This is a genomic window from Methylobacterium sp. FF17, from assembly GCF_025813715.1.
Classification (GTDB): Bacteria; Pseudomonadota; Alphaproteobacteria; order Rhizobiales; family Beijerinckiaceae; genus Methylobacterium; species Methylobacterium flocculans.
On sequence record NZ_CP107532.1, the window covers coordinates 3,756,303 to 3,777,257 of the forward strand.

The window sequence follows — 20,955 nt, forward strand, 5'->3', positions numbered from 1 at the left end:
CTATCGAAAGCCACACGCTTTACTTCTACGAGCCGGCAGGCCCGGACCCGGCCGACTTGTCAACGCACCAGACCGGACCCGGTCGCAGCCCCGCTCCCGGGCTCGACCTCGTCGACCTCGACACTCACGATCATGCCGAGATCATCGGCGGGAAACCCGAAGAACGACCCGTGCAACGGCACCGCCTGGCGCGGGTCGCGCGCCACCGCCACGCGGATCAGGTCGCGGTTCCCGACGATCCCGTTCGTGGGGTCGAACTCGATCCACCCGGCGCCCGGCAGGTAGACCTGCACCCAAGCATGAGTCGAGCCACCGCCCACGTGGCGGTTACGGTCCCCCCTGGGGTTGTAGAGGTAGCCGGAGACGAAGCGTGCCGCCATGCCGAGGGCGCGCACGGCCTCGATCATCAACACCGCGAAGTCGCGGCAGCTGCCGCGCTTGAGCCGGAGGGTGGTGAGGGGGTCCTGGACGCCTTTCTCCGAACGGGCGAGATAGGCGAAGTTGCGGCGGACGCTGCGAGTCATCTCGGCCAGCAGGTCCTGCGTGCCGATGGGGCCTTGCGCCGGAACGAAGCTGCGGGCCCAGGCATCAACCTCGTTGCGCGGGTCGGAGTACTGGCGCTCCATCGACCGGCTGAGGTCGGGGATGTCCTCGGCGCTGTAGCCGAAGGGATAGAAGGCGGCGTGCGAGGAGATCGGGAAGACCGGCGCCGATTCCGGCGTATGGTCGAGGGTGATCGCGCATTCGAAACGAAGCTGGGCCGCCCGGCCGCTGAAGGAAGCCACCGCGACGCAATTCCCGAACACGTCGTGCAGCCAGCGCAGGCCGCTCGGCTCCGGGGTGATCTTCAGGCTCGCCGAGATGAGGCGCTGATCGTAGCTGTCGCGCGGGCGGAAGAGGATGCGGTGCTCGCCGAACGCCACCGGCTGGCGGTAGCGGTAGGTGGTGACGTGGCGGACGGAGAGGATCGGCACGGGAAGCGGCTCCACCGCGCCGAAGGACACGGGTGTATCGGCACGGACGCTGGGATCCGGGTAAGCAAGAGGTGCGCCGCCCGGAGCGGCCAGAGGGGTGACCGAGGCAGGGGCGACGCGGCTGTCCGTCAGCGAACGATCGGTTGTCGTTCGGTGGTGGCGCGCTCGGCCTCGACCAGGAGGTCGAAGGGACGCCAGGGTTTCGGAATGAAGACCGCTTGCGGCGGAAGGGCGCCCGGCCGGTCCGCGCGGTGGCCGGATGTCACGACCATCCGGGCGGTGGGCCAGAGCAGCGCGATGGCCGAGGCGAGCTGCAGGCCATCCATCGGTCCCGCGAGGCGGACATCGGCGAAGACCAGGGCAACGCGTCCGCCCCGCTCGCGCATAATGGCGAGCGCCGCCTCGGCGCTGTCGCAGCCGATCACCTCGAGATCGGTGTCGCCGAGCAGGGCTTCGGCGAGATGGCGGGTCGCCTCGTCGTCCTCGACCACGAGGGCGATGCGCCCCGACTTCGGCTGGGCCGCGGCTTCGGGCTGAACCTGGCGCACCAGGCCGGCGAGATGCTCGGGAACGCCCTCGGCGATGAGGTCGTCGTAGAAGGCCGCGAGCGCCTGCCCGATCCGGTTGAGGGACAGGCCGGGTGTCAGCGTGTCCACCGGAGGCGCGGACAGGGAGTGGGTCGGCGCAGGGCCCTTCGAGTCCGTCAAGCGAAGCCTCCGACATCTGTGCCACGGAACGCAGCCACGAAACGCGGCCGCCACGTGCCACGCGGACTGTAAAGTCGGGACGTGACAGTCAGTTGCCGGGAATCATCCCGTCGGGCGACAGTCGGCGACCATTTTCGATCGCGTTGCGACGGGGCGCCGTGTCAGGTCCTCGGCTCGGCGCGCTCTCGGAGGCCGGACCGGCATCCACGTCGGCAGGGGCGCCGAGGCGCACCGCGTCAGTCCACGGTCGTGTCGGCATAGGCCATCACGCCGGCCACCGAGCGGACATCGCGGTAGCGCGCTCCGCGCGTGCTCATCATGGTCTCGAACTTCTCGTGGACTTCCGCGACCGAGAGGCTCGCGGCCTTGCGGCGCCCGCGCTGGGCGGCAAAGAAGATCGACCGGTTGGCCCGCGCCGGGCCCGGCAGCATCTGGGCGGCGGCGGCCTTCGGCTTGTCGACCACGGTGGCGAGGAAATCCTCGGCATCGTCCGGGCCGAGGAAGTGCGCGAGGTAGACCTCGCCGAGGGTGAGTTCGCGGCCGATGCGCAGGGCGATGCGGGCGGCGTCGCGCTTGAGCATCTCGCCCGCCATCAGGGCCGAGAGGTAGGGGTCGCGGCGCATCTCGAGGATGCGGGTGCGCTCGGCGGCATCGCTCACCGCCGGGCGGCCGTTGTCGCCCGACACGATCAGAGCCGCGTCGGTGGCGAGGCCGTATTTCGGTCCGAAATCCCGGACCACCCCGAGCCAGGTCCGCTCGATGAACTGGAACAGCCCGGTGGCCGACGAGGTCTGTGCCTGGACCTCGGTCTTGAAGCTCGATTCCTTGTCGGCCACCGCCATCAGCAGCACCGGGTCGGTCTGGACCGCCTGGGCCGCCCGGATGATCTTCTGCACCAGGTGGCGCCGGATCTTCATGGGGCCGAATTCGAGGACGTCGTTGGGATCACCGACCGCGCTCTCGTTCAGCAGATAATCGTACGAGACGCGGTCGACCGCGTGGGAGCCGATCTCGGTATCGAGGTCGTGCACCGCCGCGAAGGCGGAGGAGGCGGTGATCACCGAGCGCGCGGTGGGCGCCGACACGCTGGCCTGGAGGATGACCGGGACCGGCTGGACGCGCGGCTTCGGCATCGACACCTCGGTCATCGCCTGGGCGGATTGCACCACGCCCGCCTCCGGCCCGATCCCGTAGGAGAGGACGGCGCCGAGCCCGCCGGCCAGCAGGAGCATGGAGAGGACCGAGCGCGTCAGGGCCGGGCGGCTGCCGTGCTGGCGGCCGACGCGCCCCCCGAGCGTCAGGGCGTCCGACGGCGCCGATCCGGCATGCGGCGCGAGCAGACCCTTGGTCGCGGGCGCTTTGGCGAAGGCAGTCCGTGACGATCCGACATTCCGAACCTGCATCTGCGCGTTCCAACCTCGTGCCCTGGTGACGGGTTGAGATTAGCTTGACAGATGTGGCGACAACACGGCCCGATTTGGGGCAATCCCGTGGCAAGTTTGACACGGTGTCGAGAGCGTTTTGGCACATGCCGGAACGCATCCCGCCAATGCCAACGGCGGCCATGCTCAAGGCATGACCGCCGCCGGTTCATCGATCACGATGGAAAGGAATGGTACCACTGCCCCGGCTCGAACGGGGGACCTCTTGATCCACAATCAAGCGCTCTAACCAACTGAGCTACAGCGGCACTGCGGGCGATCTATCCCGAGCCGCGCCGCATTTCAAGCCGCCTTCGCAGGTTCGTCTGCGAAAGTGTGGATCGGATCCGTCCGGCGATCGCCGGTCGACGCGGGCGCGCCACCCGGTCTAAGCAGGCCGACCGCCGGGCCACCGATACCCCACACCATGTCCTCCCGACCCCCGCTCACCGAAGTGATCCTGGTCCAGGCGCCGGCGCGCCTGCGCGCCCTGGTGCGCGGCAGCGAGATCGGCCTCGTGCTGCTGGCGGCCCTGGTGGGCTGTGGGGGCGGGGTCGCGGTGGCGGCCCTGATCCATCTCACGCAGGCGATGCGCGAGGCGCTCTATGGCCTGTCGCCGGGCATGCGCCTCAGTGCCGCCACCGGCCTGTCGCCCGCCGCGGTCCTGCTCGCGCCGGCCTTCGGCGGCGTCCTCCTGGCCTGCCTGGCACTGCTTCTGCGCTGGCGCCGCCGGCCCCGCCGCGCGATCATCGACCCGATCGAGGCGAACGCCCTGCATGGCGGGCGGATGTCGGTCCGGGATTCCAGCCTCCTCACCCTCCAGAACGTGATCTCGAACGGCAGCGGCGTCTCGGTGGGGATGGAGGCCGCCTACACCCAGTTCTGTGCCGGGCTCGCCTCGCGCCTCGGGCTGTCCTTCGAACTGCGCCGCGCCGACCAGCGCACGCTCGTCGGCTGCGGGGCGGCCGCCGCCATCGCGGCCGCCTTCGGCGCCCCGCTGACGGGCGCGTTCTATGCCTTCGAGCTCATCATCGGCACCTATTCCATCGCGACCCTGACGCCCGTCGCGGTGGCGGCCCTGTGCGGCAGCGTCGTGGCCCGGGCGCTGGTGGGACAGACCGCGCTCGTCACCCTCGACCGGGCCGATGCCGTCACCACCACCGTGCTCACCACGGCCGACACCGTGCCCGGCCTCGTCCTCGGCCTGATCTGCGCCGGGCTCGGCATCCTCATCATGCGGGGAGTCACCCTGGTGGAGGCCGGGTTCCGCGCGAGCCGCCTGCCGGCCCTGCTGGCTCCGACCGTGGGCGGGCTCTGCGTCGGCGCCCTGGCGCTGGCCGTCTCGCCCCAGGTGCTGTCGGGTGGCCACGGCGCGCTGCACCTGCACCTGGAGGCGCACGGCACCGGCCTCGCCCTTCCGGCCCTGATCCTGCTGTTCGTGGCCAAGGCCACCGCCTCGGCGATCTCGATCGGATCGGGGTTTCGCGGCGGCCTGTTCTTCGCCTCGCTGTTCCTCGGGGCGATCGCGGGCGAGATCTTCGCGGCCGGGATGCCCCTGGTCCTGCCCGGCATGGTGGCGTTCGGGTTGACGCCGCTCGCCTATGCGGTGATCGGGATGAGCGCGCTCGCCGTGGCGGTGATCGGCGGGCCGCTGACGATGACGTTCCTCGCCCTCGAACTCACCGGCAGCTTCCCCATCACGGGCCTGGTGCTGGTGGCGGTGATCGCCTCGTCGCTGACCGTCCGCAAGACCTTCGGGTATTCCTTCGCCACCTGGCGCTTCCACCTGCGCGGCGAGAGCATCCGCAGCGCGCACGATGTCGGCTGGATCCGCTCCCTGACGGTCGGCCGGCTGATGCGCCGCGAGGTGCCGACCGCCGCGCTCGACCAGACCCTTTCGGCCTTCCTGCGCAAGCACCCCCTCGGCTCGCCCTCGCGGGTGGTGATGGTGGACGAGGCGGGCCGATACGCCGGCATCGTCCTGGTGCCCGAGGCGCATGCGGCCCTGCGGGAGGCGGAGGAGGGGGAGCCCGGCCTCGGCGAACTCCTGCGCCACCCGCAGGACGTGCTCACCGCCGACATGAACGCCAAGGTCGCCACCGCCATCTTCGACCGCACCGAGAGCGAGGCCCTCGCGGTGGTCGACGACCTCCAGAGCCGCCGGGTGATCGGCCTCCTCACCGAAAGCCACACGCTGAAGCGCTACAGCGAGGAACTGGACCGCCAGCGCCGGGCGGTGCTGGGCGAGGCGGGCTGACGCGCGACACCGGACGGGACAGAAAGACGCCCGCGGCGATCGCTCGCCGCGGGCTTTTCTCGCTCAGAGCCGTGTCGACGGCCGTCAGGCGGCCGAGAGCCGGGTCTTGCGCATCAGGGCCTCCTCGACGGTGCCGTCGCCGTCGAGATAGCCGTGGCGCTTGGGGTTCGGCATGATCAGCGAGCCGATGAAGGCGATGCCGAGCATGACCGTGACGTACCAGAAGAAGCTGCTCTCCGAGCCGAGCTGCTTCAGGTAGAGGGCGACCATCTCGGCCGTTCCGCCGAACAACGAGTTGGCGATGGCGTAGGAGAGGCCGACGCCGAGCGCCCGCACCTGCGTCGGGAACAGCTCCGCCTTCACGATACCGCTGATGCCCGTGTAGAAGCTGATCACGATCAGGCCGACCATGATCAGCGCGAAGGACAGGACCGCGTTCTGGGTGCTGCCGATGGCGGTCATCAGGGGCACCACCATCAGGGTGCCGAGACCGCTATAGAGCAGCATGTTGGCCTTGCGGCCGATCCGGTCCGACAGCCAGCCGAAGAAGGGCTGGATGATCATGTAGACGAACAGCGCGGCGGTGGAGATCTGCGAGGCGGTGACCTTGTCGATATGCGCCGTGTTGAAGAGGTACTTCGGCATGTAGGTGGTGAAGGTGTAGAAGCTCAAGGAGCCGCCTGCCGTGTAGGCCAGCACCACGCAGAAGGCGCGCCAGTGCTTGAACAGGGCCGAGAAGGTCCCGGATTCCTTCGAGGCCATGTCTTCCTTCGTCGCGGTCTCCTGCAGCGACGAGCGCAGATACAGCGCGACCACCGCCGCGATGGCGCCGATCACGAACGGGATGCGCCAGCCCCAGGCGGTGAGCTGCTGGGCGGTGAGGAAGCTCTGCAGGACGATGAGCACCAGCGAGGCGAGGAGCTGGCCGCCGATCAGCGTCACGTACTGGAACGAGGCGAAGAAGCCACGCCGACCCTTCACGGCGATCTCGCTCATGTAGGTGGCGCTGGTGCCGTACTCGCCGCCCACCGAGAGCCCCTGGATCATGCGGGCCAGCAGCAGGAGGGCGGGCGCGAGATGCCCCGCCGTGGCGTAGGTCGGCAGGATCGCGATCATCAGCGAGCCGGCGCACATCATCAGCACCGAGATCAGCATCGAGGTCTTGCGGCCGAGCCGGTCGGCGATGCGGCCGAACAGCCACCCGCCGATGGGACGCATGAAGAACCCCACCGCGAAGACCGCGGCGGATTTCAGAAGCTGGCTGGTGTCATCGCCCTCGGGGAAGAAGACCGGCGCGAAGTAGAGCGCGAAGAAGGCGTAGCAGTAGAAGTCGAACCACTCCACGAGGTTGCCCGACGAGGAGGCGACGATGGCCTTGATCCGGCGTCGGTTGTCGGCGGCGTCGTCCGCCGTGTGCGCTTGAAGTCCGGCGCCACCTGTCATCCGTTTCGTCCCTGTTTCCCGGTGCACGCCGTTCCCTGGCCTGCTTTCGCGGGACGTTACCGCTTGAAGCGAATTTCACAAGGGTGATCAGGGCGTTGCGGATCGCACCCAAGATTTCGATGAAACGTGGCTGTGGAAGAGCCATGGCTGACCTTGATCCTTCGATCTGAATAGGGGGCGCCGGGGTTTTCCGAAGATCAGCCGTAGAAAAACGGGAACGGTCTTTCAGCGGTCTCCGTTGCGGGTGGCGACGACGCCCATGCGGCGTCCTGATCCCGATCGAGGCGGAAACGATCCCATGAACACATTCTTCCGAAGCACGGTGATGGCGGCGGCCCTGGTGCTGGGTGCCACCACGGCCTTCGCGCAGGGCGGACCGGGCGGCGCGGGCGCCGGCGGGGCAGGGGGCGCGGCCGGCGGTGGTGCGGGCGGTGGTGCGGGTATGAGTGGCGGCGGCGCGGGCGGCGGAGCCGGCGGTGGCGGTGCCGGCATGCGCGGCGGCGCGGGGGGCGGTGCGGAGACCGGCGGCGGCGCATCGCGCGGCGAGCCCGGCGGCGCGGGCGGACCCGGAGCACGTGGTGCCGAGGGCGGGGCCGGTCCCCGTGGTGCCGAGGGTGGCGCGGGACGTCAGGACGGACGCCCCGGTCAGGCGGCCGGCGAGCGGGGCGGCCGCGAAGAGGGCGGTGCCACGACGCGCAGCGGCGGCGCCGATCGCACCGCACCCGATCGCGACGGCAGGGCTGATCGCGACGGCAGGGCCGACCGCGATGGCCAGGGAGATCGTGGCGGCCGGGCGGACCGGGACGACCGGGGCGATCGCGGCGGACGGATGGATCGCGAGGGCCGGGGCGGGCGCGCGGACCGGGGCGATCGCGGGGCCGTGCGGGGCGCCTACGGACGCCTCGGCGCGCCGCAGCGCACCGAGTTCCGTCAGAGCGTGTTCCGCCGCGGGATTCCGCGCCTCGCCGCCGGGGCCTTCGCCCTCAGCGTCGGCACGGCCATCGCCCGCAGCTACACCCTCTACGATCTGCCGCCGGACATCGTGCGGATCGCGCCCGAATACGAGGATTACCGCTACGTGCTGGTGGACGACGACATCGTCATCGTCGACCCCGATACCTACGAGATCGTCGACGTGATCCGCGGCTGATCCGCAACGGTCGAAGAACGGGGGGCGGGGCGAAGGCTCCGCCCTCTGGCGTTCAGCGCTTGCGGTCGAGGAGGCCGGAGACCACCCGGGCGGTGTAGTCGACCATCGGCACGATGCGGGCGTAGTTCAGCCGGGTCGGCCCGATGACGCCGACCACGCCGACGATCTTCTGCGATCCGTCGCGGAAGGGCGCCGCGATCATCGAGGATCCGGAGAGCGAGAACAGCTTGTTCTCCGAACCGATGAAGATGCGCACGCCCTCGCCGCCCTCGGCGCGGGAGAGCAGTTCGATCACGTCCTTCTGCGTCTCGAGGTCGTCGAAGAGCAGGCGAATGCGCTCCAGGTCCTCGGCGGCCCGCAGGTCGTCGAGGAGGTTCGACTGCCCGCGCACGATGAGCTGGCGCGCGTCGGACGGGCCGACGCTGACCGCGAGACCCGCATCGACCAGCCGCTCGGTGATCGCGTCGAGTTCGCGCTTCATGGCCTGCCGCCCCGCCTCGATCTCGGCCCGCAGGGTGCCGAGGGTCCGACCCTGGAGCCGGGCGTTGAGGTAGTTGGAGGCCTCCTGCAGGGCGCTCGCCGGCAGTCCGGCGGGCAGGTCGAGGATGCGGTTCTCCACCGAGCCGTCATCCGAGACCAGCACGACCAGGGCGCGGGTGGGATCGAGGCGCACGAACTCGATGTGCTTCAGGTGGACGTTGGTCTTCGTGGTCAGCACCACCCCGGCCCCGCGCGAGATACCCGAGAGCAGCATCGAGGCTTCGGCCAGCGCGGAATCGAAGGTGTGGCGGGAGGCGGCCGCCCGCATCTGCGCTTCGATCCGCTCCTGCTCCTCGCGGCCGACATCGCCGAGTTCGAGCATCGCGTCCACGAAGAAGCGCAGGCCCTGCTCCGTGGGGAGCCGCCCGGCCGAGGCATGGGGCGCGAAGATGAGGCCGGAATGCTCCAGATCCGCCATCACGTTGCGGATCGAGGCCGGCGACAGGGTCATCGGCAGGATGCGGGCGAGGTTGCGCGAGCCCACGGGTTCGCCCGTCGTGAGATAGCTCTCGACGATCTGCCGGAAGATCTCGCGCGAGCGCTCGTTCAACGCGCTGAGCACCTGCATCTGCTGGGAAGGGGCGAAGGGACTTGCGGGCTCGGTCACGGGTCAATCCTGGGCGGTGAATGTGGCCGCCTCGCGCATCCTACACAAGGCCGCGAAGGGACGCGCCCCGGGGACGGCATACGGCGTGCACGTTCTGGTCCTTGGGGTCATCCTCCGGTGTCCCGCTCAAAAAACCGGCGTGGCGCGCTGAGACGATTCCGGCGACAGCGGCGTTACCCGTGTCCGCCTTGCGTGAAGCAGGCGGGCCGAGCGTTGCGAATCGCCCCGGCGTGCAGGCGGTTCGAGGCGCGCGGTCCCACGCCGTACACAGGAGTACAGAGCCCCATGAGAAACACCTCCCGATCCGGCCTGATCAAGACCCTCGCCATCGCCCTGGCGCTCGTCGGCGCGATGATGTTCGGCACGCCCAAGGGTGCGCAGGCCGCGCCCGCGATCGTGTCCGCCGAAGTTGCGGGCCCGAGCGCCGGCCTCACCGAGGTGCAGTACGGGGGCTACCGGCGCCATTACGGCGGCCGGCGCTTCCATCACCACCATCGCGGACGGCATTTCGGCCATCACCATCGCCGCCATTTCGGCCACGGCTTCGGTCACCGTCACGGGCACCATTACGGCCACCGCCGCTTCCGCTACTGATCCGATGGGACGGGCCGCCCCTGCCGGGCGGCCCACACCTCGGGGCCGCTCGTGGCGTGCCGCCACGCTTGCCGTGACGTTTGCCGCCACGCTTGCCGCGCGCGACCCGGCCCCGTAAAGCCCGCTCCCGACCACGAAACGTCAAGGAGAGCGGCATGCGGCCCTCGAAGCGCGCGAACGACGCCCTGCGCACCGTCACCCTGGAGCGTGCCGTCTCCCGTCACGCCGAGGGCTCCTGCCTCGTCAGCTTCGGGGACACCAAGGTCCTGTGCACGGCGACCCTGGAGGAGCGCGGACCCGGCTGGCTGCGCGGATCCGGCAAGGGCTGGGTCACCGCTGAGTATTCCATGCTGCCGCGCGCCACTCACGAGCGCACCCGGCGCGAGGTGAATTCGGGCAAGCCCTCCGGCCGCACCCAGGAGATCCAGCGCCTGATCGGCCGTTCCCTCCGGGCCGTGACGAACCTTCCCGCTCTCGGCGAGCGCCAGATCACCCTGGATTGCGACGTGATCCAGGCCGATGGCGGCACCCGCACCGCCGCGATCACCGGTGCCTGGGTCGCCCTGCACGAGTGCTGCACCTGGATGCGGGGCCGCTCGATCATCTCCGTCGACCCCTTGCGCGACCACGTGGCGGCGATCTCCTGCGGGATCTACAAGGGCAAGCCGGTGCTCGACCTCGACTATGCCGAGGATTCCGGCGCCGAGACGGATGCCAACTTCGTCATCACCGGGTCCGGCGGCCTCGTCGAGGTCCAGGGCACGGCCGAGGGCAAGCCGTTCTCCGAGGACGAACTCCTCGAACTGCTGCGTCTCGCCAAGGGCGGCATCCAGCGCCTGGTCGAACTCCAGAAGCAGGCCGTGGCAAAGGATATTCCGGCATGACCGAGCACCGCATCCTCACCGGCCGGGTCGTCATCGCGACCCACAATGCCGGCAAGCTCGTGGAGATGCGCGAACTGCTCGCGCCCTTCGGCGTCGAGGCGGTCTCGGCCGGGGAACTCGGCCTGCCGGAACCCGACGAGACCGGCACGATGTTCTCGGAGAACGCCGCGATCAAGGCGCTGGCCGCCGCGACGGCCTCCGGCCTGCCGGCCTTCGCGGACGATTCGGGGCTCTGCGTCAACGCGCTCGACGGCGCGCCGGGTCTGTTTTCGGCGCGCTGGGCGGGACCGTCGAAGGACTTTGCCGGCGCCATGGCCCGCATCGCCTCCGAACTCGACAAGCGCGGCGCCACCACGCGGCGGGCGCACTTCGTCTCGGCCCTGGTGATCGCCTGGCCGGACGGACACACCGAGACCTTCGAGGGCCGGGTCTTCGGCGACCTCGTGGCGCCCCGGGGAACCTCGGGCTTCGGCTACGATCCGATGTTCCTGCCCGACGGCCACGACCGCACCTTCGGCGAGATCTCGTCGGAGGAGAAGCACGGGGTCGACTGGCAGACGGGCGAGGCCCTCTCCCACCGGGCCCGCGCCTTCGTCCTGCTCGCGCGAACCTGCCTGCGGCGGCCCTGACGCAGCCGGCGCGGGATTGCCAAACCGCGATCCCGCGCGCACATCCGCCCCATGACCGAACCGACAGGCCCGGACCACCCCACCCGCGACGCGGGGTTCGGGGTCTATGTCCACTGGCCCTTCTGCGCTGCGAAGTGCCCCTATTGCGACTTCAACAGCCACGTGCGCCACGCGCCCGTGGACGAAGTGCGCTACCTCGCGGCCTTCCGGGCCGAGATCGCGCACATGGCGGCGCGCACGCCCGGCCGCACGGTGTCGAGCGTCTTCCTCGGCGGCGGCACCCCGTCGCTGATGCGGCCCGCCACCGTGGCGGGCCTACTCGATGCGATCGGCGGCGCCTGGGGCATCGCGCCCGGCGTCGAGGTCACGCTCGAGGCCAACCCCACCAGCGTCGAGGCGGAGCGCTTCCGCGGCTACCGCGCCGCCGGGGTGAACCGCGTCTCCCTCGGCGTGCAGGCCATGGACGACGCCTCGCTCAAGCGCCTCGGGCGCCTGCACAGCGCCGCCGAGGCCATGGCGGCCGTGCGGGTCGCCGCCACCCATTTCGAGCGCTATTCCTTCGACCTGATCTATGCGCGCCCGGACCAGAGCCCGGCGGCGTGGCGGGCCGAACTGGCCAACGCCATCGCGCGGGCCGCCGAGCACCTCTCGCTCTACCAGCTCACCATCGAGCCCGGCACGCCGTTCTTCGGCCTCGCCGCCGCCGGCAAGCTCGTGCCGCCGGACGACGAGGCCGCGCGCATCCTCTACGACGTGACGCAGGAGGTCTGCGACCGGGCCGGGCTTCCGGCCTACGAGATCTCCAACCACGCCCGCCCGGGCGCGGAATCGCGCCACAACCTGCTCTACTGGCGCTACGGCGAATATGCCGGCATCGGCCCCGGCGCGCATGGGCGCCTCGTGACGGAGACGGGTCGGATCGGCACCGTGACCGAGCGGGCGCCCGAAGCCTGGCTGGCGCGGGTCGAGCGGGACGGCCACGGTATCGTCGAGACCGAGGCGCTGGCCGGATCCGACCAGGGCGACGAGTTCCTCATGATGGGCCTGCGCCTGCGCGAGGGGATCGATCCCGCCCGCTACGCCGCCCTGAAGGGGCGGACCCTGGACGAGGCCCGCATCGCGGACCTCGTCGGGGACGGCCTCGTCGCACGCCTCGACAGCGGTCGCATCGCCGTCACCCCGGCGGGCGCGCCGGTGCTCAACGCCGTCGTGGCGGCGCTCGCTGCCTGATCAGGACTCTCCGCCCGATCAGGTGCCCGAGGGCCCCAGCGTGCGCGGGGCCGGGCTGACCACGGCCGGGGCGCCGCTGCGGATCTCGAACACCGCCAGGGCACGGTCGCTCGGTCCGTCCGGCCGGAACCGGAAGGTCCCGTCGATGCCGGAGAACCCGGACGGGTTGGTGAGGGTGACATCGGCGAAGCGCTGGGAGCCGTACTGGCGGGACAGGGCCGCCATGAGCGAGACGGCATCGTAGGCGAGCGTCGCCACGCGGGGCGGGGCCGTGCCGAAGCGGGCCTGGTAGCGTTGGGCGAAGCCGGTGAAGCCGGCGGTCTCCGGGGCCGCGAACCAGCCGCCCTGAAGGGCCGGCAGGGCGAAGACGCGCGGGTCGTTCCAGAGTGCGGTCCCGACCGGCCGGACCCGTGTGGGCGAGAACCCGGCCCTGGTGAGTGCCGCCGCGACCGTCCCGAGGCCGTCCGGCGTCTCGGGCAGGAACAGCGCGTCGGCCTGCGCCCCCGGCCCGGTGATCAGCCCGGCGACCCGGCCGATGGCGGGGGCGGGGTTGCCGGCCGGATAGCGCTCGACGGCCACGAGGCGCGCGCCCTTGCGGGCGACCGCCTCGCGGAACTGCGCCTCCACCGCGTTGCCGTAGCTCGTCTCGGGGATCAGCGCGGCGAAGGACTTGCGTCCGCCCGCCACAGCCTCGTCCACGACACGGTCGACCTCGGACTGGGGCAGGAAACTGAGGAGGTAGCTGCCCTTGGCGGCCACCCCCGCATCGGTGGAGAAGGCGATCAGCGGCTTGCCGGCGGCCCGGGTCACCGTCGATGCGGCCTGGACGTTGGCGGCGAAGAGCGGACCGAGCACGAGCTCGGCCCCATCCGCGAGCACCGCCTGGGTCGCCTCGCGGGCCCCGTCCGGCGAGCCCCGGTCGTCCCGAACCAGGATCTGCAGGTCCGGCTTCTGGAAATCCTCGATCGCGAGTTCGGCGGCGTTGCGCAGGGCCGTCCCCACGGCCGCGCCCGGACCGGAGAGGGGCACCACCAGCGCGACCTTGACCGTCCCGGAACCGATCCGCCCGGCTGGAGTCGCGACCCCTTCGGGTGCCGCGCCCTCCGCCATCGGGGCCGGGGCACGCCGGTCGACGCGTGGCCCCCCGTCGGGGCCGCCGACGCAGGCGCCGAGGGACGCGGCCAGCAGCACGCCCGGCAGCAGGGCGGCCATGCGCGCGGAAGCGGATCTCAACCTGTTCACGCGCCTCATCGGAGGTTCCCCTGTCGCCGGCCGACGAAGCGACGCTTGCAGCCTCGGACACAAAAGTAAATGTGATCCGACCCATGCGACGGATTCCGCAGGGCGGGCCGATCGTGGCAAGGTCCGGCCATGACGCAGAATAACGACACCCGCGCCCGGCGCCGCCGGGACACGGCGGATGCGGCGGCCAAGCCGCCCTCGACCTTCACCGCTTTCGGCCTCGCGGCCGAGGCGGAGGCCATCGATCCGGGCCTGCACGTGGTGGCGACGCCGATCGGCAACCTGAAGGACGTCTCGTTCCGGGCGCTGGCGACGCTGGCCGCCGCCGACGCGGTCCTGGCCGAGGACACCCGCGTCACCCGCACCCTGCTGATGCATTACGGCATCACCACGCCGCTGGTGGCCTATCACGAGCACTCGAACGCGGCGGTGCGCGAGCGGATGGTCGCCCGCATGCAGGCCGGGGAAGCCCTGGCCCTAGTCTCCGATGCGGGTACGCCGCTCGTCTCGGACCCGGGCTTCAAGCTGGTCCAGGCCGCGATCGAGGCCGGCCTGAACGTGACCCCGATCCCGGGCCCATCGGCCGTGATGACCGCCATCGTTGCGGCAGGGCTTCCCACCGACCGGTTCTTCTTCGAGGGCTTCCTGCCGGCGAAATCGGGCGCGCGCCGCACGCGCCTCGAGACCCTCGGCCGGATCCCCGGCACCCTGGTCCTGTTCGAATCACCCCACCGCCTGCCCGAGATGCTGGTCGACGCCGCCGAAGTGCTGGGCCAGGCCCGCCCGGCCGCGGTGGCCCGGGAACTCACCAAGCTCTTCGAGACGATCCGGCGCGGCACCCTCGGCACCCTGGCGGCGACCTTCGCGGAGGAGGGGGCCCCGAAGGGCGAGGTCGTGGTGATCATCGGCACGCATGATGATGCACCGGACGAGGCCGAGACCGATGCGGGCATCGACGCCGCCCTCGTGTCCGCGCTGGCCCGGCACTCGATCAAGGACGCGGCCACCCTCGTGGCCGAGGAGACCGGCCAGCCCCGCCGCGTCGTCTATGCCCGCGCCCTCGCGCTCGCCCGCACCAAAGATGCGTGAGCGCGAGGCCGGCGCGCATCGGCGGCTCACGGAATCGCGCGGCCGCGCCGCCGAAACCCTGGCCCTGATGTTCCTGATGCTGAAGGGTTATTTGCCGCTCGGCACGCGCTTCCGAGCCGCCGGCGGTGAGATCGACCTCATCGTCCGGCGCGGACGCACCGTCGTCTTCGTGGAGGTCAAGGCACGCGGCACGCTGGAGGCCGCGCAGGGCGCCATCGATGCGCGCAAAATCGGGCGCTTCTCGCGGGCGGCCCGGGCCTGGATCAGCCGTCACCCGGATTGCGGCGCGGCCACGTTCCGGGCCGACGCCGTGTTCGTCTCACCGCGCACCTGGCCCCGCCACGTGCCCGACGCCTTCCCGATCGGGTGAGTTCAGGCCCGCGCGGCGGCGACCGCTGCGATCAGCGTGCGCTTCAAGTCGGCCTGGCTGAAGGGCTTCTGCACGACGGGACGATCCCGGAAGGGCTCGCGAATGCCGGCACCGCCGTAACCCGTGGAGAAGACGATGGGGAGATCGCGCTTCACGATCGCTTCGGCGACCGGATAGATCGGCTCGCCGGCCACGTTGACGTCGAGGATCGCCACCTCGAAACTCTCGCTCTCGGCCATCTCGAGGGCCGTCGACAGGCGCGCGGCGGGACCGACCACCGTGCAGCCGAAATCGAGCAGCATGTCTTCGAGAAGCATCGAGATCGCGGCCTCGTCCTCGACGACAAGTACGCGCGCCCCATTCAGAAGGTCGTCGTCCACTTGAGCACTCACGCCGGGGCTTCTTCCCTTCGATCCGTTCGGAAATCCGGAATGCCCTCCAGGAAGGCACTGCGCGGCTTCGCTCACAACCTCTGCGATCAGCGCTCCACGTCGATGACGATGGGCGGCTTGAGCGGCACAGCGAGGCGATTGCCTACCTCGGCAGGCAACGAGCCGTCGCCCGTTCCGCCGAGCGTGTCAAGCGCCCATACCCCGTCAAACGCTGTCGGCGAAGGTGCAATGTTACGGGCTGATACATTTCCCGTGGTTTCCAGCCATGCATAGGGCTGCATCCAGTCACCAAATACAACCTATGTTAAGATGGACGCGGATGGGTTGGCAGCCGACGCGGCGATCTGCCCTCCACGGTGCCCCGTTCCTCCTGTTGGGTGCCGTACGCGCGGCAAGGGCGGAACCCCGCTTCACCGCAGCCTCCAACACCTTCGTCGTAGCCTCGAAGAGCGACACCGAAGGCGCGCTCACGGGCGCGATGATCGCGCACGTCCTGGAACGCCTCGGGCTACCGGTAGACCGCAGGCTCGGCCTCGGCCCGACCCTGATCGTGCGCTCGAGCCTCCTCTCGGGCGAGGTGACGGTCTATCCCGAATACACCGGCAACGGCGCCTTCTTCACCGGCACCGAGACCGACCCGGTCTGGAAATCGCCGCAAGGCGCCTACGAGACGATCCGCCGGCGCGATGCCGAGAACGGCCTCGTCTGGCTCGACCGGGCTCCTGCCAACAACACCTGGCTGATCGCCGTCAACGGGGCGCTGGCGCGGCGCGAGGGGCTCGCGACCATGCACGACTTCGCCGGCGCGGTGCGCCGCGGCCTCATCCGCCTTGCCGCATCCACCGAGTTCGTGGAAAGCCCCGCCGCCTTGCCCGCTTTCGAGAAAGCCTACGGCTTCAACCTGCCGTTCGACCGGATCATCAGCCTGCCGGGCGGTGATACGGCGGTGACCGCGCGGGCGGCGGCGCAGGGGATCAGCGAGGTCAATGCCGGAATGGTCTACGGAACGGATGGCGCCTTGTCGGCCCTCGACCTCACCGTGATGAGCGATCCGCTGGACGCACAGATCGTCTACGAAGTCGCGCCCGTCATCCGCGCCGAGGCGCTCGGCCGGCATCCGGAGATCGCGCCGGCTCTCGCGCGGGTCTTCGGTAGCCTCGACGCGCCGACCCTGCGCCGCCTGAACGCCCGGATCGCCGTCGAGGGCGAGGTCGCCGAAGCGGTGGCGGCCCGCTACCTGTCCGAGACCGGGCTTCTACCGTGACGGCCGGGCCACCATCCCCTCGGGCGGCGAGCAGTCGCGGCCTCGCACCGTATGGAATCGCCCTGACTTGGCTCTGCGTCGCTGCGTTCGGCCTTCTGGGGCTGCCGCTGCTCACCGTCGCAGAGAACCGCCTCGCCCTCGGGCGCCCGGTCCCGGGTCTCGATCTGCTCGGCGGCGCCGGGGCCCTCGGCATCGCGGCGGGGGTTCTCGGCGTCGTCTGGCTGGTTCAAAGGTCAGGGCCCCGGCCGGCGCGCTTCGCGGTGGCTGCCTTCGTCCTCGCCTTGCTGCTCTTCGCCGAGACCCTCGGCCACGGCGCGGCCCGGAGCCTCGCCGGGCTCGCCCCGGCGGCGCGGGCAAGCCTCGGCGGCGGAAGCTGGCTCACCCTGGCCCTCCTCGCCGGAGCGCTCGGATCCGCGATCCGGCGCAGCCGCGTCCCGGGACTCGGGCTCGCGACCGGCCTCTGCGTCATCCTCGCGTTCACCGTCATGGCTCGGGCCGGGCGGTTCGATGCCCTCTCCCTCGTGGTCGAGTACGACGCACGGCGCGAGACCGTGAACGCGGCGCTGCGCGAGCACCTCGTCCTGTCCGCTGCGGCCCTCGTGCTCGCCGTGGCGGTTGCGGGGCTCCTCACGCTCTGGCGGCGCGGTCAGGGCCTCGTCGCGGCGCTGCTCGGCGGCATCCAGGTGGTGCCCGCGGTGGCGCTGCTCGGCGGGCTGGTCGCGGTGACGGCAGGTCTCTTGAGGGCGCTGCCCAGCCTGCGCGATCTCGGCCTGTCCGCCCTGGGCGCGACCCCGGCGGTGGTCGCCGTCGCCGCCTACTTGCTCCTGCCGCTCTGGCGCGGGCTCGCCCTGGCCCTGCGCGCACCCGACGCCGCGACCCTCGAGGCCGCCGGGGCCCTCGGCCTCACCCGCGTGCAGACGCTGATCGGCGTGCGCCTGCCCCTCGGGGCCCCGATCCTCGTCGGGGCGCTCCGCGTCGCCGCCGTGCAGAGTATCGGGCTCGCCACCCTCGGTGCCCTGGTGGGAGCCGGCGGCCTCGGCCGCATCGTCTTCGACGGCATGGCGCAGTTCGCCCCCGACCTGATCCTCCTCGGAGCGATCCCCGTCGTGGCGCTCTCGCTGGGCGCGGAAGCGGGTCTGAGTCGGCTCGAAACTGCCGTCCGCGGGCGGTGGCACGCATGAGGCCGTCCGCCCTGTCCCGCCTCTTCCGTCACCCGGCCACGGGGATCGGTCTGTCCGGCCTCGTTCTCGCCGCGCTCAGTCATCCCCTCGCGGCGACGTGGATCGCCTCGGCGCTCGGGGAGCCGGCGCGGCGTTCCCTCGACGGAACGCGGCTCCTGGCCCTCGCCGTTCAGCACGCCATCCTGGCCGGGACCGGCTTCGCCTTCGTGGCCAGCCTCGGGCTCGGCCTCGGCATTCTGGTGACGCGCCCGGTCGCCGCCCCCTGGCGCGGCCTCGTCGATGCCGTGGCGGCGGGCGCCCAAGCGGTGCCGCCGGTCGTGATGGTGGCGCTGTCCCTGCCGATCCTGGGGTTCGGCGGGCCGCCGACGCTTCTCGCCCTCGTGGCCTACGGGATCATGCCGGTGCTGCGCGGGACGGCGGGCGGGATCGCGGGGGTCGCGCCCGAGCCTCGCGAGGCCGGCACGGCGATCGGCCTGACCCCGCGCCAGGTGCTGACCCGGATCGAGCTCCCGCTCGCCGCTCCGGCCATCGTCGAGACCCTGCGCACCGCCCTGGTGCTCGCAATCGCCACCGCCGCCGTCGGCGCGCTCGCCGGTGCACCAACGCTGGGAAGCCCGATCGTGGCCGGGCTGCAGAACCAGAACCTCGTGCCGATGCTCCAGGGGGCGGCGGCAACCGCCGCCCTGGCCTTCCTCGCCGATGCCGCCCTCTTGGCCGTCACCGGGCCGTGGCGCGTCAATCGTCCTTGAAGACGACCTCCGCCCCGCGCGTGACGCGGGTGGCGAGATCGCGCGCGTCCCAGTTCGTCAGGCGGATGCAGCCGTGCGACTCGGTCTTGCCGACCTTCTCGGGCTCCGGAGTCCCGTGGATCCCATAGGAGGGGATCGACAGGTCGATCCAGACCACACCGACCGGGTTGTTGGGCCCCGGCGGGATCGTGAACTTGGACTTCGTCTTCACGCCCTCGAACTGGTACTTCGGATCGTAGGTGTAGGTCGGCGCGTAGGCGATGCCCTCGACCTTGGCCGTGCCGGAGGGCGCCGGCTTCTCCTCGCTGCCGATCGAGGCCGGGTAGAACGCCACGAGCTTGCCGGCCTTGTCGAAGGCTCGGACGGTGCGGCTCTCCTTGTCGACCTCGATGCGGGTGACGTCCTTCGTCTCGCGATCCGGGCCCGCCTTGTCGCCGTCCCCGTCCTTACCCTTCGCCTTCGGCTTGCCGGTCTCCAGGGGCTTCACCGCCGCGACCAGGATCACCGTGCCGGCCTTGTCGAAGGCCGCGTCGGGATTCAGTGCCGCGAGCAGGTCCGGGGACATATGGAAGCGCTCGGCCAGCATCTCACGGATATTGGTGTAGCTGAGCGCGTCGAGGTCGGCTTGGTCCTCCATCTTCGGCGGCAATGTCTCCACGAAGGGTCCGGCCGCATCCGCCTCGCTGATCGTGTACTCGGTCAGCACCGGGTCGGCGCCCGTCGCCTGGAGCTTGTCGGCGAGGTCGGGCTTGAGCGCCGGTCCATCCTTCACGCCGTTCGCCGCCTTCAGGCCGTTCGCCGCGGCGAAGGCCGTGAGCGCGCCGCGCAGGTTGTCGCCGTCGCGCCCATCGATGGCGCCCGGGGAAAAACGTGCCCGGTCGAGGAGGACCTGCGCCTTGACGAGGGCCGCCTCCGGCCTTTTCGACGCCCCGCGCTTCGGCTTGTCGCCATCGGCGTTCCCGGCATCCGTCAGCGACGCGGCTTCCACCGCCTCGCGCGTCAGTTTCGGCGCCTCGGCCTTGCTCGCGGGTTCGCTCTTCGTCTCCGCGAGAGCGGAACCGGCCAGCAAAGCCCATGAGAGCGCGGCGAGCCCGCCACCAATCGATCGTCCGACCAGAATCACCGGAAACTCCCGCCCCATCGCATGAAAACCACGGGGTAAAGGCCGATCGGGCATGCCGCGTTCCGCGCCTATTGGCAGAGCCGATGCCCGTTGTTGCGCTCCCGCTCGTCGAGGTGGAGATGATTGGCGTGCGCCGCATCCGAACCCGGTCCCAGCACCGTCCGGAAGAAGCGGCAGGCGCGCGCCCGCACGGTGGCGAGGAACGTCGCCTCGGGCGAGCCGTCCGGCAGGGGCAGCACGCCGATCGCCGCGCGCTTGGCGAAGGTGAATCCCATCACGTCGATGCCGTTGGCGAAGCTGTGTTCGCTGAGTTTGGCATCGGGGTCATGGTTCTGGCCCCGGCACTCGTAGGACGTGCCGATGGCGAGCCCCGTCAGCGGCTGGCCGAGGTCGCGCTCGGCGGCGACCTGCGCCTCGGTCGCCCAGCGCGCCAGGGCCTCGGCGGCGTCGCAGACCAGGGTGACCGGTGGGTTGAGGGCGAGGTCGTCGCCGAGCGCCGTCACCTTCAGGGGTCGGGCCGCGCCGCACTGGCCGTTGGCGATGGCGGGCAGGGGCTCGAAGCGGGCGCCGAGGCGCTCCAACCGGCGACGGCAGGCGCCGTCGTCGAGGGGTGCGACGGTGATGGCGAGGGCCGGGCCGGCGAGCTCGGGCGGACGCGGCGGCGGCACCGGCGTCTCACCCGCCACGGTCGGGCCGGCCGGCGCCGGGCCGAGGTCGGCCGGACGCTCCGGCGGACGCGGGACACCGGATGGCGCGGGCGAAATCGGGTCGGGTTTGGCTGGCTCGGGTTTGGCCGGCTCGGGCTTGAGGGGCTCCGGTTTGGCGGGCTCGGACGTCCCGAGTTCGATCGGACGCGCGGGCGGGGCAGGGGGCGGCATCGGAATCGCCGTCGCGTCCGAGGGAACACCCTTCCCCTCCGCGCTCGCCGCCGGGGTGAACGCGACCGGAAGACCGAGCAGGGTCGATGCGGCCAGGGCGACGACGAGGAGGCCGGTTCGGCGGGGCGGGCGCATGGCGTTTCGATCCTGGTCCGGCAGCGGGCCGCGGGGCGGCGCATCCGGCCGCACGTTCGGGAGGTTGGCGGCCGGCCGCAAGGGCACGAAGTCCAC

Annotated in this window: 21 protein-coding genes and 1 tRNA gene; 11 read left to right on the top strand and 11 right to left on the bottom strand. The window is 71.2% G+C overall.

The genetic code is table 11. The features are described from left to right. Positions 1–59: 59 nt before the first annotated feature. The 4 genes from OF380_RS17805 to OF380_RS17820 all read right to left on the bottom strand — a co-directional run bounded on the left by OF380_RS17805 (position 60) and on the right by OF380_RS17820 (position 3,371). Positions 60–974 (bottom strand): transglutaminase family protein, encoded by a 915-nt coding sequence (locus OF380_RS17805; protein ID WP_264051377.1) that lies wholly within the window; start codon positions 972–974, stop codon positions 60–62. 128 nt (positions 975–1,102) lie between these two features. Beyond that, positions 1,103–1,609: a response regulator gene (locus tag OF380_RS17810; protein ID WP_264051378.1), complete on the bottom strand. Its 507-nt coding sequence runs from the start codon at positions 1,607–1,609 to the stop codon at positions 1,103–1,105. Positions 1,610–1,917: 308 nt separating this feature from the next. Next, a complete protein-coding gene (locus tag OF380_RS17815) occupies positions 1,918–3,084 on the bottom strand; it encodes a lytic transglycosylase domain-containing protein (protein WP_264046282.1) in 1,167 nt (388 codons plus the stop codon). Between the two features lie 210 nt (positions 3,085–3,294). Further along, positions 3,295–3,371, bottom strand: a tRNA-His gene (locus tag OF380_RS17820). 158 nt (positions 3,372–3,529) lie between these two features. Here OF380_RS17820 and OF380_RS17825 point away from each other — a divergent pair. Next, the gene (locus OF380_RS17825) at positions 3,530–5,359 is read left to right on the top strand and encodes a chloride channel protein (protein WP_264046284.1); all 1,830 of its coding nucleotides are present in this window, start codon (positions 3,530–3,532) and stop codon (positions 5,357–5,359) included. 84 nt (positions 5,360–5,443) lie between these two features. On the opposite strand, the gene OF380_RS17830 is transcribed toward OF380_RS17825, so the two are convergent. Continuing rightward, positions 5,444–6,802, bottom strand: a complete 1,359-nt coding sequence (locus tag OF380_RS17830; protein ID WP_264046287.1) for an MFS family transporter — start codon at positions 6,800–6,802, stop codon at positions 5,444–5,446. A 298-nt stretch (positions 6,803–7,100) separates the two neighbouring features. On the opposite strand from OF380_RS17830, the gene OF380_RS17835 reads away from it, so the two are divergent. Then, on the top strand, positions 7,101–7,952 hold the full coding sequence (locus OF380_RS17835) for a DUF1236 domain-containing protein (protein WP_264046289.1): 852 nt from the start codon (positions 7,101–7,103) through the stop codon (positions 7,950–7,952). Between the two features lie 52 nt (positions 7,953–8,004). Here the strand turns inward: OF380_RS17835 and hrcA are convergent, their stop codons facing one another. Continuing rightward, the gene (gene hrcA / locus OF380_RS17840; protein WP_264051379.1) at positions 8,005–9,060 is read right to left on the bottom strand and encodes a heat-inducible transcriptional repressor HrcA; all 1,056 of its coding nucleotides are present in this window, start codon (positions 9,058–9,060) and stop codon (positions 8,005–8,007) included. A 324-nt stretch (positions 9,061–9,384) separates the two neighbouring features. Here hrcA and OF380_RS17845 point away from each other — a divergent pair, with 324 nt between their 5' ends. From OF380_RS17845 to hemW, 4 genes are all read left to right on the top strand, one after another. After that, positions 9,385–9,693 carry a hypothetical protein gene (locus OF380_RS17845; RefSeq protein WP_264046291.1) on the top strand — a complete coding sequence of 103 codons (309 nt, stop codon included), beginning with the start codon at positions 9,385–9,387 and terminating at the stop codon, positions 9,691–9,693. A gap of 155 nt (positions 9,694–9,848) precedes the next feature. Next, positions 9,849–10,577: a ribonuclease PH gene (rph, locus tag OF380_RS17850; protein ID WP_264046293.1), complete on the top strand. Its 729-nt coding sequence runs from the start codon at positions 9,849–9,851 to the stop codon at positions 10,575–10,577. Continuing rightward, the gene (gene rdgB / locus OF380_RS17855) at positions 10,574–11,206 is read left to right on the top strand and encodes an RdgB/HAM1 family non-canonical purine NTP pyrophosphatase (protein WP_264046295.1); all 633 of its coding nucleotides are present in this window, start codon (positions 10,574–10,576) and stop codon (positions 11,204–11,206) included. The genes rph and rdgB overlap by 4 nt, the downstream gene beginning before the upstream one ends. A 51-nt stretch (positions 11,207–11,257) precedes the next feature. Continuing rightward, positions 11,258–12,436, top strand: coding sequence for a radical SAM family heme chaperone HemW (gene hemW, locus OF380_RS17860; RefSeq protein WP_264046297.1), 1,179 nt, complete (start codon positions 11,258–11,260; stop codon positions 12,434–12,436). A gap of 18 nt (positions 12,437–12,454) precedes the next feature. On the opposite strand, the gene OF380_RS17865 is transcribed toward hemW, so the two are convergent. Then, positions 12,455–13,687: a penicillin-binding protein activator gene (locus OF380_RS17865; protein ID WP_264046299.1), complete on the bottom strand. Its 1,233-nt coding sequence runs from the start codon at positions 13,685–13,687 to the stop codon at positions 12,455–12,457. Between the two features lie 120 nt (positions 13,688–13,807). Between OF380_RS17865 and rsmI the strand changes: the two genes are divergently transcribed. Both rsmI and OF380_RS17875 read left to right on the top strand, forming a co-directional pair. Then, positions 13,808–14,767: a 16S rRNA (cytidine(1402)-2'-O)-methyltransferase gene (gene rsmI / locus OF380_RS17870; RefSeq protein ID WP_264046301.1), complete on the top strand. Its 960-nt coding sequence runs from the start codon at positions 13,808–13,810 to the stop codon at positions 14,765–14,767. Beyond that, entirely contained in the window at positions 14,760–15,137 is a 378-nt protein-coding gene (locus tag OF380_RS17875) for a YraN family protein (protein WP_264046304.1), read from the top strand. The genes rsmI and OF380_RS17875 overlap by 8 nt, the downstream gene beginning before the upstream one ends. A gap of 2 nt (positions 15,138–15,139) precedes the next feature. On the opposite strand, the gene OF380_RS17880 is transcribed toward OF380_RS17875, so the two are convergent. Together OF380_RS17880 and OF380_RS17885 are read right to left on the bottom strand one after the other, a co-directional pair. Then, positions 15,140–15,454, bottom strand: a complete 315-nt coding sequence (locus OF380_RS17880; RefSeq protein WP_404810618.1) for a response regulator — start codon at positions 15,452–15,454, stop codon at positions 15,140–15,142. 161 nt (positions 15,455–15,615) lie between these two features. Then, a complete protein-coding gene (locus tag OF380_RS17885; RefSeq protein WP_264046308.1) occupies positions 15,616–15,810 on the bottom strand; it encodes a hypothetical protein in 195 nt (64 codons plus the stop codon). A gap of 38 nt (positions 15,811–15,848) precedes the next feature. Here OF380_RS17885 and OF380_RS17890 point away from each other — a divergent pair, with 38 nt between their 5' ends. Genes OF380_RS17890 through OF380_RS17900 form a run of 3 tightly spaced genes read left to right on the top strand, consistent with a single transcriptional unit; the run spans position 15,849 to position 18,723 of the window. After that, positions 15,849–16,793, top strand: a complete 945-nt coding sequence (locus OF380_RS17890; protein WP_404810477.1) for a glycine betaine ABC transporter substrate-binding protein — start codon at positions 15,849–15,851, stop codon at positions 16,791–16,793. Continuing rightward, entirely contained in the window at positions 16,790–17,974 is a 1,185-nt protein-coding gene (locus tag OF380_RS17895) for an ABC transporter permease subunit (protein ID WP_264046312.1), read from the top strand. Before OF380_RS17890 ends, OF380_RS17895 begins: the two co-directional genes overlap by 4 nt. Continuing rightward, the gene (locus OF380_RS17900) at positions 17,971–18,723 is read left to right on the top strand and encodes an ABC transporter permease (protein WP_264046315.1); all 753 of its coding nucleotides are present in this window, start codon (positions 17,971–17,973) and stop codon (positions 18,721–18,723) included. Before OF380_RS17895 ends, OF380_RS17900 begins: the two co-directional genes overlap by 4 nt. Here the strand turns inward: OF380_RS17900 and OF380_RS17905 are convergent. Together OF380_RS17905 and OF380_RS17910 are read right to left on the bottom strand one after the other, a co-directional pair. Next, a complete protein-coding gene (locus OF380_RS17905) occupies positions 18,710–19,864 on the bottom strand; it encodes a L,D-transpeptidase family protein (protein WP_404810478.1) in 1,155 nt (384 codons plus the stop codon). The genes OF380_RS17900 and OF380_RS17905 overlap by 14 nt on opposite strands. Before the next feature lie 50 nt (positions 19,865–19,914). Beyond that, positions 19,915–20,859 carry an extensin-like domain-containing protein gene (locus OF380_RS17910; RefSeq protein WP_264046317.1) on the bottom strand — a complete coding sequence of 315 codons (945 nt, stop codon included), beginning with the start codon at positions 20,857–20,859 and terminating at the stop codon, positions 19,915–19,917. Positions 20,860–20,955: the final 96 nt, after the last annotated feature.

What these genes read in the sequence shown, in the direction of transcription:
- OF380_RS17815 (WP_264046282.1), bottom strand. Translation starts at nt 3,084, where the DNA reads ATGCAGGTTCGGAATGTCGGATCGTCACGGACTGCCTTCGCCAAAGCG.
- OF380_RS17825 (WP_264046284.1), top strand. Translation starts at nt 3,530, where the DNA reads ATGTCCTCCCGACCCCCGCTCACCGAAGTGATCCTGGTCCAGGCGCCG.
- OF380_RS17830 (WP_264046287.1), bottom strand. Translation starts at nt 6,802, where the DNA reads ATGACAGGTGGCGCCGGACTTCAAGCGCACACGGCGGACGACGCCGCC.
- OF380_RS17835 (WP_264046289.1), top strand. Translation starts at nt 7,101, where the DNA reads ATGAACACATTCTTCCGAAGCACGGTGATGGCGGCGGCCCTGGTGCTG.
- hrcA (WP_264051379.1), bottom strand. Translation starts at nt 9,060, where the DNA reads ATGCAGGTGCTCAGCGCGTTGAACGAGCGCTCGCGCGAGATCTTCCGG.
- OF380_RS17845 (WP_264046291.1), top strand. Translation starts at nt 9,385, where the DNA reads ATGAGAAACACCTCCCGATCCGGCCTGATCAAGACCCTCGCCATCGCC.
- rph (WP_264046293.1), top strand. Translation starts at nt 9,849, where the DNA reads ATGCGGCCCTCGAAGCGCGCGAACGACGCCCTGCGCACCGTCACCCTG.
- rdgB (WP_264046295.1), top strand. Translation starts at nt 10,574, where the DNA reads ATGACCGAGCACCGCATCCTCACCGGCCGGGTCGTCATCGCGACCCAC.
- hemW (WP_264046297.1), top strand. Translation starts at nt 11,258, where the DNA reads ATGACCGAACCGACAGGCCCGGACCACCCCACCCGCGACGCGGGGTTC.
- OF380_RS17865 (WP_264046299.1), bottom strand. Translation starts at nt 13,687, where the DNA reads ATGAGGCGCGTGAACAGGTTGAGATCCGCTTCCGCGCGCATGGCCGCC.
- rsmI (WP_264046301.1), top strand. Translation starts at nt 13,808, where the DNA reads ATGACGCAGAATAACGACACCCGCGCCCGGCGCCGCCGGGACACGGCG.
- OF380_RS17875 (WP_264046304.1), top strand. Translation starts at nt 14,760, where the DNA reads ATGCGTGAGCGCGAGGCCGGCGCGCATCGGCGGCTCACGGAATCGCGC.
- OF380_RS17880 (WP_404810618.1), bottom strand. Translation starts at nt 15,454, where the DNA reads ATGCTTCTCGAAGACATGCTGCTCGATTTCGGCTGCACGGTGGTCGGT.
- OF380_RS17885 (WP_264046308.1), bottom strand. Translation starts at nt 15,810, where the DNA reads ATGCAGCCCTATGCATGGCTGGAAACCACGGGAAATGTATCAGCCCGT.
- OF380_RS17890 (WP_404810477.1), top strand. Translation starts at nt 15,849, where the DNA reads ATGGGTTGGCAGCCGACGCGGCGATCTGCCCTCCACGGTGCCCCGTTC.
- OF380_RS17900 (WP_264046315.1), top strand. Translation starts at nt 17,971, where the DNA reads ATGAGGCCGTCCGCCCTGTCCCGCCTCTTCCGTCACCCGGCCACGGGG.
- OF380_RS17905 (WP_404810478.1), bottom strand. Translation starts at nt 19,864, where the DNA reads ATGGGGCGGGAGTTTCCGGTGATTCTGGTCGGACGATCGATTGGTGGC.
- OF380_RS17910 (WP_264046317.1), bottom strand. Translation starts at nt 20,859, where the DNA reads ATGCGCCCGCCCCGCCGAACCGGCCTCCTCGTCGTCGCCCTGGCCGCA.